At 40.0% G+C, this 15,591-nt stretch carries 14 protein-coding genes; 11 read left to right on the top strand and 3 right to left on the bottom strand.

Annotated elements, in window-relative coordinates; genetic code table 11:
- The first annotated feature begins 10 nt into the window (after window positions 1-10).
- The 11 genes from thrC (at window position 11) to D172_RS14330 (ending at window position 12,251) form a co-directional block, all read left to right on the top strand.
- A complete protein-coding gene (gene thrC / locus D172_RS14380) occupies window positions 11-1,294 on the top strand; it encodes a threonine synthase (RefSeq protein ID WP_007377472.1) in 1,284 nt (427 codons plus the stop codon).
- A 268-nt stretch (window positions 1,295-1,562) separates the two neighbouring features.
- Window positions 1,563-2,819 carry a serine hydroxymethyltransferase gene (gene glyA / locus D172_RS14375; protein WP_007377471.1) on the top strand — a complete coding sequence of 419 codons (1,257 nt, stop codon included), beginning with the start codon at window positions 1,563-1,565 and terminating at the stop codon, window positions 2,817-2,819.
- 367 nt (window positions 2,820-3,186) lie between these two features.
- Window positions 3,187-3,636, top strand: a complete 450-nt coding sequence (gene nrdR, locus D172_RS14370) for a transcriptional regulator NrdR (protein WP_002961761.1) — start codon at window positions 3,187-3,189, stop codon at window positions 3,634-3,636.
- A 3-nt stretch (window positions 3,637-3,639) separates the two neighbouring features.
- Window positions 3,640-4,773, top strand: coding sequence for a bifunctional diaminohydroxyphosphoribosylaminopyrimidine deaminase/5-amino-6-(5-phosphoribosylamino)uracil reductase RibD (gene ribD, locus D172_RS14365; RefSeq protein ID WP_007377470.1), 1,134 nt, complete (start codon window positions 3,640-3,642; stop codon window positions 4,771-4,773).
- A gap of 16 nt (window positions 4,774-4,789) precedes the next feature.
- On the top strand, window positions 4,790-5,443 hold the full coding sequence (locus D172_RS14360; RefSeq protein ID WP_007377469.1) for a riboflavin synthase: 654 nt from the start codon (window positions 4,790-4,792) through the stop codon (window positions 5,441-5,443).
- 29 nt (window positions 5,444-5,472) lie between these two features.
- Window positions 5,473-6,585: a bifunctional 3,4-dihydroxy-2-butanone-4-phosphate synthase/GTP cyclohydrolase II gene (gene ribBA / locus D172_RS14355; protein WP_007377468.1), complete on the top strand. Its 1,113-nt coding sequence runs from the start codon at window positions 5,473-5,475 to the stop codon at window positions 6,583-6,585.
- A 100-nt stretch (window positions 6,586-6,685) separates the two neighbouring features.
- Window positions 6,686-7,150 (top strand): 6,7-dimethyl-8-ribityllumazine synthase, encoded by a 465-nt coding sequence (gene ribE, locus D172_RS14350; RefSeq protein ID WP_002961753.1) that lies wholly within the window; start codon window positions 6,686-6,688, stop codon window positions 7,148-7,150.
- A gap of 15 nt (window positions 7,151-7,165) precedes the next feature.
- On the top strand, window positions 7,166-7,576 hold the full coding sequence (gene nusB / locus D172_RS14345) for a transcription antitermination factor NusB (protein ID WP_002961751.1): 411 nt from the start codon (window positions 7,166-7,168) through the stop codon (window positions 7,574-7,576).
- A gap of 94 nt (window positions 7,577-7,670) precedes the next feature.
- Complete coding sequence (gene thiL / locus D172_RS14340) at window positions 7,671-8,645, top strand: thiamine-phosphate kinase (protein ID WP_007377467.1); 975 nt, start codon at window positions 7,671-7,673, stop codon at window positions 8,643-8,645.
- Window positions 8,642-9,127, top strand: a complete 486-nt coding sequence (locus tag D172_RS14335) for a phosphatidylglycerophosphatase A (protein WP_007377466.1) — start codon at window positions 8,642-8,644, stop codon at window positions 9,125-9,127. The genes thiL and D172_RS14335 overlap by 4 nt, the downstream gene beginning before the upstream one ends.
- A gap of 37 nt (window positions 9,128-9,164) precedes the next feature.
- The gene (locus tag D172_RS14330; protein ID WP_007377465.1) at window positions 9,165-12,251 is read left to right on the top strand and encodes a ligand-binding sensor domain-containing diguanylate cyclase; all 3,087 of its coding nucleotides are present in this window, start codon (window positions 9,165-9,167) and stop codon (window positions 12,249-12,251) included.
- Window positions 12,252-12,332: 81 nt separating this feature from the next.
- Here the strand turns inward: D172_RS14330 and dxs are convergent, their stop codons facing one another.
- From dxs to D172_RS14315, 3 genes are all read right to left on the bottom strand, one after another.
- Window positions 12,333-14,195: a 1-deoxy-D-xylulose-5-phosphate synthase gene (gene dxs, locus D172_RS14325; protein WP_007377464.1), complete on the bottom strand. Its 1,863-nt coding sequence runs from the start codon at window positions 14,193-14,195 to the stop codon at window positions 12,333-12,335.
- A gap of 105 nt (window positions 14,196-14,300) precedes the next feature.
- Window positions 14,301-15,188 (bottom strand): (2E,6E)-farnesyl diphosphate synthase, encoded by an 888-nt coding sequence (gene ispA / locus D172_RS14320; RefSeq protein ID WP_007377463.1) that lies wholly within the window; start codon window positions 15,186-15,188, stop codon window positions 14,301-14,303.
- A gap of 2 nt (window positions 15,189-15,190) precedes the next feature.
- Window positions 15,191-15,433, bottom strand: coding sequence for an exodeoxyribonuclease VII small subunit (locus tag D172_RS14315; protein ID WP_007377462.1), 243 nt, complete (start codon window positions 15,431-15,433; stop codon window positions 15,191-15,193).
- Between the last annotated feature and the right edge of the window lie 158 nt (window positions 15,434-15,591).

Below are 15,591 nucleotides of genomic sequence, written 5' to 3'. Positions count from 1 at the left end.
ATAGGTAGTCATGCAATTACATAATTTAAAAGATAGCTCACAAAAAGTGTCGTTCGTTGAAGCCGTAAAAACAGGTTTGGGTCGTAATCAAGGTGTGTTTTTTCCTGAAACCCTTGCCCCACTGTCCGATGTTGATGCATTGCTTGATATGGACTTTGTTACACGCAGTGGCAAAATATTATCTCACCTAATTGGTGATGAGCTACCAAGCGACACTGTGGCACAAATGGTTAAAAATGCATTTAACTTTCCAGTTAAGCTGGTGGAAGTTGAAGAGAACACATACTGTTTAGAGTTGTTTCATGGTCCTACGCTTGCGTTTAAAGACTTTGGTGGTCGCTTTATGGCAGAGTGTTTGGCGCAATTTAATAAAGATGAAAAAGTAACTATTTTAACCGCAACATCGGGCGATACTGGTGCAGCCGTTGCACATGCTTTTTATAATAAGCCAAATATTGATGTTGTAATTTTATATCCTAAAGGCAAAATTTCACTTGCTCAGCAAAAGCTATTTACTACGCTAGGTAACAATATTCATTGTTACGCAGTTGAGGGCAGTTTTGATGATTGCCAAGAGTTGGTTAAAAATGCCTTTTTAGATGAAGAAGTTAAATCAACACTTGGGCTTAATTCTGCTAATTCAATTAATATTAGCCGTTTAGTTGCTCAGGTTTGTTATTACTTTGAGGCCATTGCACAACTACCAAAAGAAAAACGCGCAAAAGCGCATATATCAGTGCCAAGTGGCAACTTTGGTAATGTATGTGCTGCAATGATTGGTGCGGTTATTGGCTTACCTGTAGGTAAATTAAGTGCAACAACCAACCAAAATGATACTGTGCCGCGCTTTATGCTTGATAAAACGTGGACGCCAAACGCAACACTTGAGTCGCTTTCAAATGCAATGGATGTAAGTAAGCCAAACAACTGGCCGCGTGTGCAAACAATGTTAGATAATAACTGGTTTAGCTACGATAACTTTTATTCAACTAGCGTAAACGAGCAAGACACGCAATCGGTGATGAAAAAAATTCAACAAACGGGTTATGTTGCAGAGCCTCACACTGCGATTGCTTACCAAGGTCTTGTTGAAAATCGAACGCCAGGTGCAGCGGGTATCTTTTTAGCGACCGCTCACCCTGCTAAGTTTAAAGAAAGCGTGGAGGATATTTTAAATATTGAATTGGATATGCCAAAACCACTTAGCGATGCATTAGCAAAACCATGTCTAGCAAGCGATATAAACGCCGATTACGACGCATTACGTACAGAAATACTTGCAAAGCTAGGATAATAAAAAATAACAATTGAAGCGGCTATGGCCGCTTTTTTTATAAATTATAATTCAAAAAAGAGAGGCTTTCATTAGCTAATTAAATGTGAAAAATGAAATGCATTTAAAATAGTTATGTACTTATTAAAAAATATCATCTTAAAAAGTCTGTGAAATAGTTTCAATCCCTGTTTAAATATCCTCAACTTAAGAGCGTAGGCAAAGAGTCGTTTAAAGCGTACAATAAAGCCTCTAAAAAACACCATACACGTTGCCCTAGGAGACCCCAATGTTAGAACGTAGCATGAATATTTCGGATTTTGATCCAGAGTTATTTGACGCAATCACTAAAGAAACTGCTCGCCAAGAAGAGCACATTGAACTAATTGCATCTGAAAACTACTGTAGCCCACGTGTACTAGAAGCACAGGGTTCACAGCTTACTAACAAATACGCAGAAGGTTACCCAGGCAAACGTTATTATGGCGGTTGTGAGCATGTAGATGTTGTTGAGCAATTAGCAATTGACCGTGCTAACGAATTATTTGGTTCTGACTACGCAAACGTACAGCCACATGCTGGTTCGCAAGCAAACGCTGCTGTTTTTCTAGCGCTATTAGAAGCAGGCGATACTGTATTAGGTATGAGCTTAGCTCATGGTGGTCACTTAACTCACGGTTCTCACGTAAGCTTCTCTGGTAAGCTTTACAATGCAATCCAATACGGACTAGATGAAGCAACGGGCGAAATTGATTACGCACAAGTTGAAGCACTAGCACTTGAGCACAAACCAAAAATGATTATTGGTGGTTTCTCAGCGTACTCAGGTATTGTTGATTGGGCTAAATTCCGTGAAATTGCTGACAAAGTAGGTGCTTACCTGTTTGTTGATATGGCTCACGTTGCAGGTTTAATTGCGGCAGGGGTTTACCCAAGCCCAGTTCCTCATGCACATGTTGTAACTACAACTACGCATAAAACACTTGCTGGTCCTCGTGGTGGTTTAATTATTTCTGCATGTGGCGACGAAGCAATCTATAAAAAGCTTAACAGCGCAGTTTTCCCTGGTGGCCAAGGTGGCCCTTTATGTCACGTTATTGCAGCAAAAGCAGTGGCATTTAAAGAAGCGCTTCAGCCAGAATTTAAAGTATACCAAACACAAGTTGTTAAAAACGCAAAAGCAATGGTTGCTGTAATGCAAGAGCGCGGCTACAAAATCGTATCTGACAAAACTGAAAACCACTTATTCCTACTCGATTTAATCGATAAAGATATTACTGGTAAAGATGCAGACGCAGCCCTTGGTAACGCTAACATCACAGTTAATAAAAACTCAGTGCCAAACGATCCACGTTCTCCGTTTGTAACATCTGGTTTGCGTATTGGTTCTCCTGCAATCACTCGTCGTGGTTTCAAAGAAGAAGAATCAAAAGAGCTTGCTGGATGGATTTGTGACGTACTAGATAACATCACTGATGAATCTGTACAGGTGCAAGTTAAAGAAAAAGTTAAAGCAATTTGTGCAAAATTACCTGTATACGCTTAATTGCATAAGCAGCAGTAATTTAGAGCACAACAGCTAGGGCGTGTTGACCTTTCGTGGTTGAATTTGCAGCAGTATGTTTGGTATTTGAGCAAGGCAGAGCCTATGAGGTGTGGTATTCCCCATAAATAGGCGATAACGCAGCATAAATGCCAAACATGCGCTGCCCTTTGGGTTCTTTCTAGGGGCGATTAACTCTTTGTTACTCGGTTTTTACTTAACCCGTTAGGTTACAAACCTCGCGCCGCGATTAAATCGCCCCTAGATAGAACAAATTTAATCCTGAAAGATCAACAGGCCCTATTTTTTTGCTAAGATAAAAGACCGCTATTTAGCGGTCTTTTTTGTTTTAAAACGGAAGTACCGAGCTATGCATTGTCCATTTTGTACCGCAAAAGATACTAAAGTTATTGACTCACGCCTTGTTGGTGGAGGCCATCAAGTTCGCAGGCGCCGTGAGTGCAACGACTGCCACGAGCGCTTTACTACATTTGAAGGCGCTGAACTGGTTATGCCTCGTGTTATTAAACAAGATGGCAGCCGCGAACCATTTAACGAAGATAAATTATTAAATGGCTTAAATCGCGCACTCGAAAAACGCCCAGTGAGCACAGAGCAAGTAGACGAAGTAGTGAATATAATAAAATCGCAGTTGCGTGCTACAGGCGAGCGAGAAATTTCAAGCCATTTGGTTGGTGAATGCATTATGGAAGCCCTCAAAAAGCTCGATAAAGTAGCGTATGTAAGATTTGCCTCTGTTTATCGCTCGTTTGAAGATATACGCGAATTTGGCGAAGAAATTGCCCGCTTAGGGGAGTAATAAATGCAAAGCCAAATTACTTTTACTGAACATGATGAAATGTATATGGCACGCGCCATAGAGCTTGCCAAAAAAGGTCGGTTTACTACCACACCTAACCCTAATGTTGGCTGTGTTTTAGTTAAAAATAATCAAATAATTGGTGAGGGGTTCCATCAATTAGCTGGTCAAGGTCATGCAGAAGTAAATGCACTGGCTGTCGCTGGAAAAAATGCACAAGGTGCAACGGCTTATGTAACGCTTGAACCGTGTAGTCATTATGGCCGTACGCCACCGTGCGCCGAAGGCTTAAAAGCTGCCGGTGTGGTAAAAGTAATTGCTGCTATGGTTGATACAAATCCACAAGTTGCTGGCAAAGGCCTTAAAATACTGAGCGACGCGGGTATTGACGTTGCTTACGGGTTACTCGAATCACAAGCTCGCGCACTTAACGTTGGCTTTTTTAAGCGTATGGAGCAAGGCTTACCTTATGTGATTTGCAAAATGGCAGCGAGTATTGATGGTAAAACAGCGCTTAAAAATGGGCAAAGTAAGTGGATCACAAGTCCTGCTGCTCGACAAGACGTACAATTATACCGAGCGAAAAGCTGCGCTATTTTAACCGGTGCCGATACAGTGTTAGTCGATGATGCTAAACTTAATGTGCGACTAAGTGAGCTGCCTTGCACACTGCCTACTGATTTGCCGCTTCGCCAGCCCGTGCGTGTTATAATTGACTCTCAAAACCGTTTAACACCTGACCTTGCTTTATTTGAAATCCAAAGTGATGTAATAATATTTACGACTAAGGTTGATAAATCATTGCAATGGCCGCATTTTGTAAAGCATATTGAAGTCAGTGAAAGTAACGGTAAAGTTGATTTACAAGCCGTTTTAGAAAAACTTGGGCAACTGCAGTTTAATAATGTTTGGCTTGAAGCTGGCGCAACACTTGCTGGTAAAATGACAGAGCTTAATTTAGTTGACGAGTTTGTTTTTTATTTAGCGCCTAAACTAATGGGCCATGATGCAAAAAGTTTAGTTAATTTTCCTGAATTGACGAGTATGCAAAACACCGTTGATTTAACATTTAATGAATGTGCGCGCATTGGTGACGATTTACGTATCACCGCGTCAAAACTCATTAAAATCACTTAATAAAAAGAGTAGTGCTATGTTTACTGGGATAATAGAAGCCACAGGCAAAATTGCTTTATTACAAAAAAAACAAGGCGACTTAGCCATTCGTATCCAAAGTGCTGATCTTGATATGACAGACGTAAAGTTAGGTGACAGCATTGCAACCAATGGTGTTTGTTTAACTGTAGTTGATAAACATATTGATGGTTTTAGTGCGGATTTATCTAATGAGACGATTAGTTTGACCGGTTTTGCTCACTATGCTTTAGGACAAACGGTGAATCTTGAAAAAGCCATGCAACCTGTTTCTCGTTTAGGCGGTCATTTAGTGTCTGGCCATGTTGATGGTATCGCAACAATTACAAGTATTACAGCAAACGCCAGAGCAACAGAATATTGGCTTACAACCGAAGAAAATTTAATGAAATACATTCCTTACAAAGGTTCGGTATGTATTGATGGTATAAGCCTGACAGTAAACGCTGTAGAAGGTAATAAATTCAAATTAACAATTGTCCCACACACGAGTGAGCAAACCACAATTGCTCATTTTAAAGTAGGTACCCAAGTTAATTTAGAAGTCGATCAAATTGCACGTTATTTAGAGCGCCTTATAAAAGGTGCAGAGCAACCAACGGGCTCTGATATTTCGATGAGCTTACTCGCTAAAGCGGGTTTTATTAAATAACGAAACTGATAACTTACACGAGCAAATTTATGAATTTACACAGTGCGCAAGAAATCATCGACGATATTAAAGCCGGTAAAATGGTTATTTTAATGGATGATGAAGATAGAGAAAATGAAGGCGATTTAATAATAGCTGCTGAGCATATTAGCGCAGAAGCGATTAATTTCATGGCTACCCATGGCCGTGGTTTAATTTGTTTAACCATGACGCAAGAGCGTTGCGAGCAACTTGATTTACCGTTGATGGTTAAAAACAATGGTGCAGCATTTTCGACTAACTTTACAATGTCGATAGAAGCATCAAAAGGTGTTACAACCGGTATTTCAGCAGCAGATAGAGCGCGCACAGTGCAAGCGGCTATAGCTAAAGGTGCAATACCAAGTGATATTGTGCAGCCGGGGCATATTTTTCCTATTATGGCACAACCTGGTGGCGTATTAACTCGCGCAGGACACACCGAAGCTGGCTGTGATTTAGCGCGTTTGGCTGGGCTTGAAGCATCATCTGTTATTGTTGAAATACTTAATGCTGATGGCACCATGGCGCGTCGCCCTGATTTAGAAGTCTTTGCGAAAGAGCACGATATTAAAATTGGCACCATTGCTGATTTAATCGAATACCGCAACTTAAACGAAACAACAATTGAGCAAGTAGCAAAATGTAAGTTACCAACAGAGCATGGTGAGTTTGATTTGGTGACTTACAAAGACACAATTGACGGCCAATTACACTACGTATTGCTTAAAGGCGATATAAAAGAGCAAGAACCGACAAATGTACGTGTACATTTGCAAAGTACCTTTAACGATATCCTACTTTCGGACAGAAGTGCTGACCGTAGTTGGGGCCTTTCTGAAGCAATGGCTTATATCGCTAAAAATGAAGGTGCTTTAGTTATTTTAGGTAAGCAAGAAAGCACTGAAGAATTAGAAGCAACAGTAAAAGCATTCGCGGCAGCTGATGCTGGCGAAAGCGTTACGCCACGTAAATTCAAAGGTACATCTCGTACTGTTGGCGTAGGCTCGCAAATACTTGCCGATCTTGGAATTAAACAAATGCGATTAATGAGTCGCCCTAAAAAGTACCATGCACTTTCGGGCTTTCATTTAGAAGTTGTTGATTACATTGAGCCACAATAAGCATCACGCTTAAACTAGGCTATTATTTTATTTTTATGGTATGATGCGCAGCAATTTTTGCGCAATCGCAACCGCTTGAACTTATTTTTAGGGTTATCAAATGAAAATTATTGAAGGTAATAAGTACGCTCCAGGCAAAAAGTTTGCCATTGTCATTTCTCGTTTTAATGACTTTATTGGTAGCAGCCTCCTTGCAGGTGCTGTTGATGAGCTAAAACGCACTGGTGGCGTATCTGATGACGACATTACCGTTATTTATGTACCAGGCGCGGTAGAATTACCTTTAGCGGCTAAACGCGTTGCAGCAAAAAAAGAGTATGATGCAATCATCGCATTAGGCGTAGTGATCAGAGGTGGTACACCACACTTTGACCTAGTTGCTGGCGAATCAAACAAAGGTCTTGCGCAAGTATCACTTGAGTATGATATCCCGGTTGCATTTGGCGTATTAACCACAGAAAGCATTGAACAAGCAATTGAGCGTGCTGGCACCAAAATGGGCAATAAAGGCGGCGAAGCTGCTTTAGGCGCGCTTGAAATGGTTAATGTGTTAGATAAAATTTAAGTTTAAGGAATTTTTGTGAAACCAGCAGCAAGACGTAAAGCACGTATCTTAGCACTCCAAGCCGTTTATTCTTGGCAAATAAGTGGCAATCTAATTGCCGATATCGAACAACAAATGTTGATCGAAACAGACGTTACTAAAATTGATGTTGAATACTTTAAAGATTTAGCGACGGGTGTTGCTGTAAATTACAAGCAACTAGACGAAGCTGTATCACCACATTTAACACGTCCGTTTGATGACTTAGATATGGTTGAGCGTGCAATTTTACGTTTAAGCAGCTATGAGCTTAAGTTCCGTGAAGACGTACCTTATAAAGTTGCTATTAACGAAGGTATTGAGCTTGCCAAAATTTTTGGCGCTGAAGATAGCCATAAATTTGTAAACGGTGTACTTGATAAAGCTGTTAAGCATTTACGCAAGTAATAACAATTCAATCTGAATTTTAAATTTTAAATTTCAGATTGATTGGTTAAACAACCGTTAAAAGGAGAGCCGGCATAGGTCGGCTTTTTTGTGTATGAAGGAATTTGAATTAATTAATCGCTACTTTAAAGGTCGCGGTATCACTCGTCGTGATGTAAAGCTAGGAATAGGGGATGATTGCGCATTGGTCTCTGTTCCACAAAATTGCCAACTTGCCGTTACAACAGATACTCTTGTTGCTGGCGTGCACTTTTTTGATGATATTTCCCCTCGTGCATTAGGTCATAGAGCACTCGCTGTGAATTTAAGTGATTTAGCTGCAATGGGCGCTGAACCAACATGGGTTTCGGTTGCACTCACATTGCCAAGTATAGATCCGCAGTGGATTGAAGAATTTACTGAAGGCATGCATGAAATTGCAGAATACTTTAATGTACAAATTATTGGTGGCGATACGACTCAAGGGCCATTAACTATTACTATTTGTGCAAAAGGAACGGTACCTGAGGGGAAAGCTCTGCGCAGAAGTGGTGCTAAAGTGGGGGATTGGATTTATGTTACAGGTCCTTTAGGGGATGCAGGTTTAGCTATTGAATCGCGCAAGCAAGGTTTTAAAATAGAGCCTGAACATTTAAAATATGTTAATAAACGTTTCGATTATCCAACACCTCGCGTAGCAGCTGGCCAAGTTTTACGCGGACTTGCATCATCGGCTATTGATGTATCTGACGGTCTTATTGCTGATTTAGGCCATATTCTAGATATGTCGCAAGTAAGTGCTGTTATTAATGTTGAAAGTATTCCTACATCAGATGCGATGAAATCGAGCCTTGATTTTGATCAGCAATTACCGTTTATTCTTAGCTACGGCGATGACTACGAATTGTTATTTACTGTTCCTGATAGTAATAAAGGGATGTTGGATTTAAAACTACGTCAATATGGTGTAGATGCCGTATGTATAGGACAAGTTAAAAGTGGTGATGGCCAAATTGAGCTTTTATATAATGGTGAAGAGTTTAATTTTGAGCAGCATGGCTTTGAGCATTTTGCAAAGGAGCAGGTTTGAATAATAACCGCAAGTTTAATTTAAAGCGTCCGCACCAATTTTTTGGTTTAGGGTTTGGCACAGGCCTTGCGCCTAAAGCGCCTGGTACATTTGGTACTTTTGCTGCACTGCCATTTATTTTTATGACAATGTACTATCCATTATGGTTACAAATTGTGTTTGCTGTAGTGATCAGTATATTTGGTATATGGGCATGTGGTAAAACGGCTGATGATTTAGGCGTGCACGACCATCCTGCAATTGTATGGGATGAAGTGGCTGGCTATTACATTACCATGATTGGCGCAGCGCTTAGCTGGCAGAGTTTATTAGTTGGCTTTTTGTTATTTCGCTTTTTTGATATAGCAAAACCAGGCCCAATACGTATGCTAGATAAACGAGTACATGGCGGTTTAGGTATTATGGCTGATGATATATTGGCTGGTATTTTTTCGCTTATTTGTTTGCAAGCGTTAATAAAAGTGGGTTTACTACCCTTTTAATTTTTATATTTGAATTGTTTAACTAGGTGGCAGCAATATGATGCGATTTTTACTGGTTTGTGTACTGATGTTGTGCGCGACGCCAAGCTGGGCCTCAATTACTGATTATGTCGTTAAGCAATGGAATATAAAAGACGGTTTGCCGTCACAATCACTCAAAAGTGTAGTGCAAGATCAGCAAGGTTATATGTGGCTGGGTACTCAGTTTGGGTTAAGCCGTTTTGATGGAACAACATTTACTAACTATAGTACCCAAAATAGTTATTTTTTACCAAGTAATGGTATTAATAAACTTTTAATCGATTCGAACGGGTTATTGTGGATAGGTACTAAAAGCGGATTAGTTGTAATTAACCCGGCAACATTTGCAGCACAAGAATTTAATATTAAAGGCCCTGTAAGGGATATTTTAGAAGATTCTAAAGGCAGTATCTGGATTGCAGCAAATGGTTTGTATTATGTTGATAGAGGGCAAGTTGACTTGCAAACTCACGCTAGCGGTCAACTACCTATTGTCAATGCGACAGTAATCACCCAAATTGTCGGCTCAGTTAGTCAAATGGCACTTTCTCCGGAAGGTATTTGGCTGGTTAATGACCGTCATTTATTACGCCTTACTAAAAACGCCTCCGATTTTTCTAAATTACGTTTAGAGCTCACTGCAAAAATATCGCTACCAGAGCGTTTAGCGCAAACTATTGTGCATGATTTATCATTTTTGAACGGCAATTTATACTTGGCTTCAGAACTAGGTGCATATTTTCTAGATTTAGATGATGAACTAAGGCCATTTCCTTTACCCAATGCTAATAATTCAGCTGTTTATAAGTTTATGAGTGATACCAATGGTGGATTATGGGTTTCAACTTACGGGCGTTTATTATTTAGAGATAAGTCAGGCGAATGGCAATGGGTTGAGCCAAGCCAACTAGATCAAAGTATTTGGTTTGCAGATATTTTTCGTGATGATAAAAATAATGTATGGCTAGCAAGCTTCAGTGAGGGCTTATGGCTTGCGCATGAAGGGCGGGTTGAACGACATTCAGCTGTATCTGAGATGACTGAGGCCGTTATGGCAATAAGCCAAGCACCTGATGGTAAATTATGGGTCGCCAACAAAAGTGGTATTGGTTACTTTGATTTAAGTAAAAGCTTTATAAATCTGATCCCTAGTAGTAAATACAGTCGATCGTCAGTCCATGACTTACAGTTTGATGGTGAGCGACTCTATATAGCCACAGGAAGAGGTTTATTTGTTTATGAGAATAATACACTTTATACCGTTCCAGGGCGTGCGCTACGTGATAACCCTGTATTTGCTATAAGCCGTTCAAGCAAAGGTGGTTTTTGGATTGGCACTGGACGGGGGTTATATCGTCTTGGTTATGCGGGACTAACGCCGTTTGCGTATAATGCATTTTTAGGTAGTAAGTTTATTACTTACGTATTGGATAAAACTAATTTTGGAGTGATAGGTACAAGTAAAGGCGCCTATTACTTTACCGAGCGTGGCATTGAAAAAATTGGTGATCAAACATCTTTAGAAAGTGCTTATGTAACAAGTGTACTGCATATTGATGGTGTAGGTATTTTAATTGGTTCTCTTAACGACGGGCTTTTTTATAGAAGTACCCAAGGGCAATGGCGTCAACTTGATGCGGCTAATGGTCTACCATATGGATCAATTTTTAGCCTCGAATACGATGAAAAGCTAAAACATGTTTGGGTTAGCACCATGAAAGGCGTTTATAGGATGCCTGTAGATCAATTCAAAGCAGATATTAAAAGCTTAAAAGTAGAGGAAGTTATTTCTTCATTTGATCGTCAACTCGATGGTAAAGCTAATCAGTGTTGTAGTGGGTTAGGCCATGACGCAGTTGCTAATATTGGCAGTTCAATTTGGTATCCTAGTTTGCAAGGGATTGTAGAGATCCCTAAAAACGTAGAGCTATTTGGCGTGTTGTCATTGAAGCCAAAAGTAGAAACAATTACCACACCATTGCGTAATTTAACAACTGCAGCCTTAGGTCAAAAACCATCATTAGAAACTGATGAGCGAGATATAACGCTTACCTACACGGCTATAGATTATTATGCACCAAACAGCATTGAATTTAGGTATAAGCTAAGTGGCTTAGATAGCGATTGGCGTTATGCAAATACACGTAGAGAAGCTATTTATACTAACTTACCAGCAGGGTCGTTTTTATTTCAGCTTGAAGCAAAGCGACAAGGTGAAGATTGGAGTAAAGCACAAGAAGCTGAATACGGCTTTATTGTGCCAGAGCGCTTTGATGAAACTATTTATTTTAGATTGTTGATCACCAGTGGCTTCATTTTGTTTTTTTACTTGGTTTTTTGGGTATTTAGAGCACAAGAGCGCAGAAAGCAAGAAGCACTCGAGGGATTGATCACCGAACGTACATTAGAGTTACGTCAAGCTAATGATAAGCTTAATCAAGTGAATTCACAGCTCAAGCTAGTAAGTCATTCAGACGAGCTTACGGGGCTTCGTAGTCGTCGATTTTTGTTCGATCAATTGCCTAAAGATATCGAACACTTTCAACGTAATTCTCAATCGCTGCAAGCTCAGGGTAAGTCACTTGTTTTACTAATAATCAACTTTGATAACTTTAGTCGAATTAACGATGCATATGGCCCAATAGCGGGTGATAGCTGTTTGCAGCAAATGGCAGCATTACTTAACTCTCGCACACAAGGATCCGACTACGTAGCGCGTTGGAGTGGCGATGAATTTTTACTCCTACTGCGTGATTTTAAATGTAATAAAATAGATAGCTATGCTTCGGAGCTGTGCCAAGCTGTTGCAGAGTATTCATTCCAGCTTCCGAATGGAAAAAGTACTAATATTATGGCGTCAATTGGTTGGTCTTTCTACCCGTTACCACTTTTAGGTGGGCAAGTAATCAGTTGGGAGACATCTATTAACTTAGCTGATATTGCACTGCACCAAGTTAAAAAGCGTGGTGGCGATGGTGTTGCAAACATTACATTTGATGATCAGCTTGATGCATTTGAGTTTGAGCAAAACTCTAACGTTGACCAACAATTAGGTATTTTACAAAGTAATGGCCTAGCTGATATTAAAGTGTGGATGCGCTGATCAGCTGATGGGTAATATTTGACATTAAAAAAGGAGCCTAGGCTCCTTTTTTAATGTGCTCTACATTTAAATGTATAGAAGTTAATTAATAAACGTTTTAATCGCGGTTAATATTCCTTGCTCGCCTAATCCCATTTCATCGTGCATTTCATCTTGCGTGCCGTGTTTAATAAACTCATCAGGAATACCTAAGTTAAGGATATTAATATCAGCTTTTTGCGTTGCGAAGTATTCGTTAACTGCAGAGCCGGCACCGCCAGCAATCGCGTTATCTTCAAGCGTAACAATTACATCGTGGCTAGTAGCAAGCTCATTTAAAAGTGCAGTATCAAGTGGTTTAATAAAACGCATATTAACAAGCGTTGCATCTAATTCATTTGCGGCAAGCTGTGCGTTTTCAAGTAATGTACCGAATGATAAAATGGCAATCTTTCTGCCTTGTTTAACCGTATTTGCTTTGCCTATTTCAAGCAATTGCATAGTGCTTTCAATGTCTGCAGTACCTGCGCTACCTCGAGGATAACGAACTGCAACAGGGCAGTTTGCTTTATAACCGGTGTATAGCATTTGGCGACACTCGTTAGTGTCGCTTGGTGCCATAATGACCATATTTGGAATACAGCGCATAAAGCTTAAATCGTACGCACCTTGGTGAGTTTCACCATCGGCTCCAACAATGCCTGCCCGGTCAATGGCAAATAATACAGGTAAGTTTTGCAGTGCAACATCATGTATTAATTGGTCATATGCACGTTGTAAAAAGCTTGAGTAAATAGCCACAACAGGCTTTAAACCTTCACAGGCAAAACCAGCAGCTAAAGTAACAGCATGCTGCTCTGCAATGGCCACATCAAAATACTGGTCAGGGAATTCTTTAGAAAAACGCACCATACCTGAGCCTTCGCGCATTGCTGGCGTAATCGCCATTAAATTGCTGTCTTGCTCTGCCATATCGCATAACCAATCGCCAAATACTTTTGAAAAAGTAGCTGCACTAGGTTTAGATTTAGGTAAGCTAGTTGTGCTTGGGTCAAATTTTGGTACGCCATGATAGCCAATCGGATCGGCTTCAGCTGGTTTATAACCCTTACCTTTTTGCGTTTTTATATGTAAAAGTTGCGGACCTTTTAAATTACGCATATTACGTAATGTATCTACAAGCATGTTTACATCGTGACCATCAATTGGGCCGATGTAATTTAGGCCTAATTCTTCAAAGAAGGTACCTGGGATCATCATGCCTTTAATATGCTCTTCCATTTTACTGGCAAGTTGCTTTACCGGAGGCACGCCTGAGAGTAACTTTTTGCTACCTTCACGAATGTTAGTGTAAAAGCTACCTGATAAAATTCGGGCAAAGTGATTTGTTAAGGCGCCAACATTTTCAGAAATCGACATTTCGTTATCATTTAAAATAATAAGCATGTCTGATTTTACATCACCTAAATGATTCATCGCTTCAAATGCCATGCCTGCGGTTATTGCTCCGTCACCGATAATGGCTACAGATTTTCGACCTTTGCCTTCTTTTTGGGCGGCAATAGACATACCTAAAGCGGCTGAAATAGAGGTGCTTGAATGACCTACGCTAAACGTATCGTATTGGCTTTCATCGCGAAAAGGAAAAGGGTGTAAACCGTCTTTTTGGCGAATAGTGTGCATTTGGTCGCGACGACCTGTAAGGATTTTATGTGGATAAGCTTGATGACCCACATCCCAAACTAGGCGATCGTCTGGAGTGTTATAAACATAATGCAGCGCAACGGTTAGTTCAACCGTCCCTAAACCAGACGCTAGATGACCGCTACTTTGCGATACTGAGTTGAGTAAATAATCGCGCAGCTCATTGCTAAATGCAGGGAGTTTATCTTGCGCTAAATCACGCAATTGGGCTGGCTCGTCAACCAAATTAAGTAATGGATACTTGCTACTATCAAGTGTCATGGTTTTATATATATCCTTCGCTAACATTAATTAATCCAAAGCTTTTACGAATAATTAATGTTGAGTAATAATGTCAGTGTTAATTGCAATACGTATGAGTAATAATTAGTGGTCACGCTCAATTAGGTAATTTGCCAGCGATGCAAGAAGTGTGGTGTCTGCATCTATATTTGCCAACGCTTCATGGGCTTGTTGTATTAAGTTTTGTGCCTTTTCTTTAGCGCCTAGCATACCTAATAACGCAGGGTATGTCGCTTTATTCGCGGCAATATCGGAGCCTTGTGGTTTACCTAAAGTAACCGTATCGCCTTCAACATCTAAAATGTCGTCGTGTACTTGAAATGCAAGCCCTATAGCATACCCAAAAACGCTTAAGTTTTCTAAGGTTTGTTCATCAACATTTTCGCTGCACAGTGCACCAAGTGTAATTGCGCAATTAATAAGTGCGCCAGTTTTTAGCTTATGTATTCGCTCAAGTTCTTGTACTGTAATTATTTTATCAGTGGCTGCAATATCTAAACCTTGACCTGAAACCATTCCTTCAAGGCCTGATGCGTGGGCGAGTGCCGCTATCATTTTTACCTGTGTTTGAGCAGAGCAGTTAAAACTATGTTTAGCAATTAGTTCAAAAGCTAAAGTTTGAAGAGCATCGCCGGCTAAAATTGCTTGGGCTTCACCATAAACTATATGACAAGTTGGTCGACCACGACGCAGATCGTCGTCATCCATAGCAGGTAAGTCATCATGTACTAGCGAGTAACTGTGTATGCATTCAATAGCTGCTGCTAATATATCTAAATCTTTTTTGTCTGCCCCTAATATTTTGCCTGTTGCGTAGACTAAAAATGGGCGCAGCCTTTTTCCACCATTAAACAAACTGTAATGAGTTGCTTCTTTTATTGCTCTATCACTATCAAGTGCTTGTTCAAAATAAAGGTTTAGTGCTGATGCAACGTCTATTTGAGCACGCTCAATATGTTCTTTAATGCTCACCGCTATTCCATATCATTATCAAAGTTTGTAAGTACTGATTTATCGCCATTACCCATTAAAATAGATACCTTTTGTTCTGCTTGCTTGAGTTTACCAGATGAAGCGTTAGCTAGAGCAATACCGCGTTCAAACTGCTTCAATGACTGCTCAAGCGATAAATCACCTTGTTCCATATCACTAACAATTATTGATAATTCTTCTAGTGCTTCTTCGAAACTTAAGTTTTCAGGTTTTTTAGTCGCCATCTTATTTCAGCTTACTTGATAAATTTAGGAGCCAATTTTAGGGGGAATGCTAAACTAGGTCAAAGAATGATATGTTTTTTTCTTCTATTACGGCTAAATGTTACTTTATGTGGATTAATAAAGCCTTAATTACGGTCATACTGATATCATTTAAATGA

Origin of the sequence: Pseudoalteromonas sp. Bsw20308, from assembly GCF_000310105.2 — a bacterium.
Lineage (GTDB): Bacteria > Pseudomonadota > Gammaproteobacteria > Enterobacterales > Alteromonadaceae > Pseudoalteromonas > Pseudoalteromonas fuliginea.
Note: the sequence above shows the minus strand (reverse complement) of the source record. Positions and strands in the feature narration are given on the sequence as shown.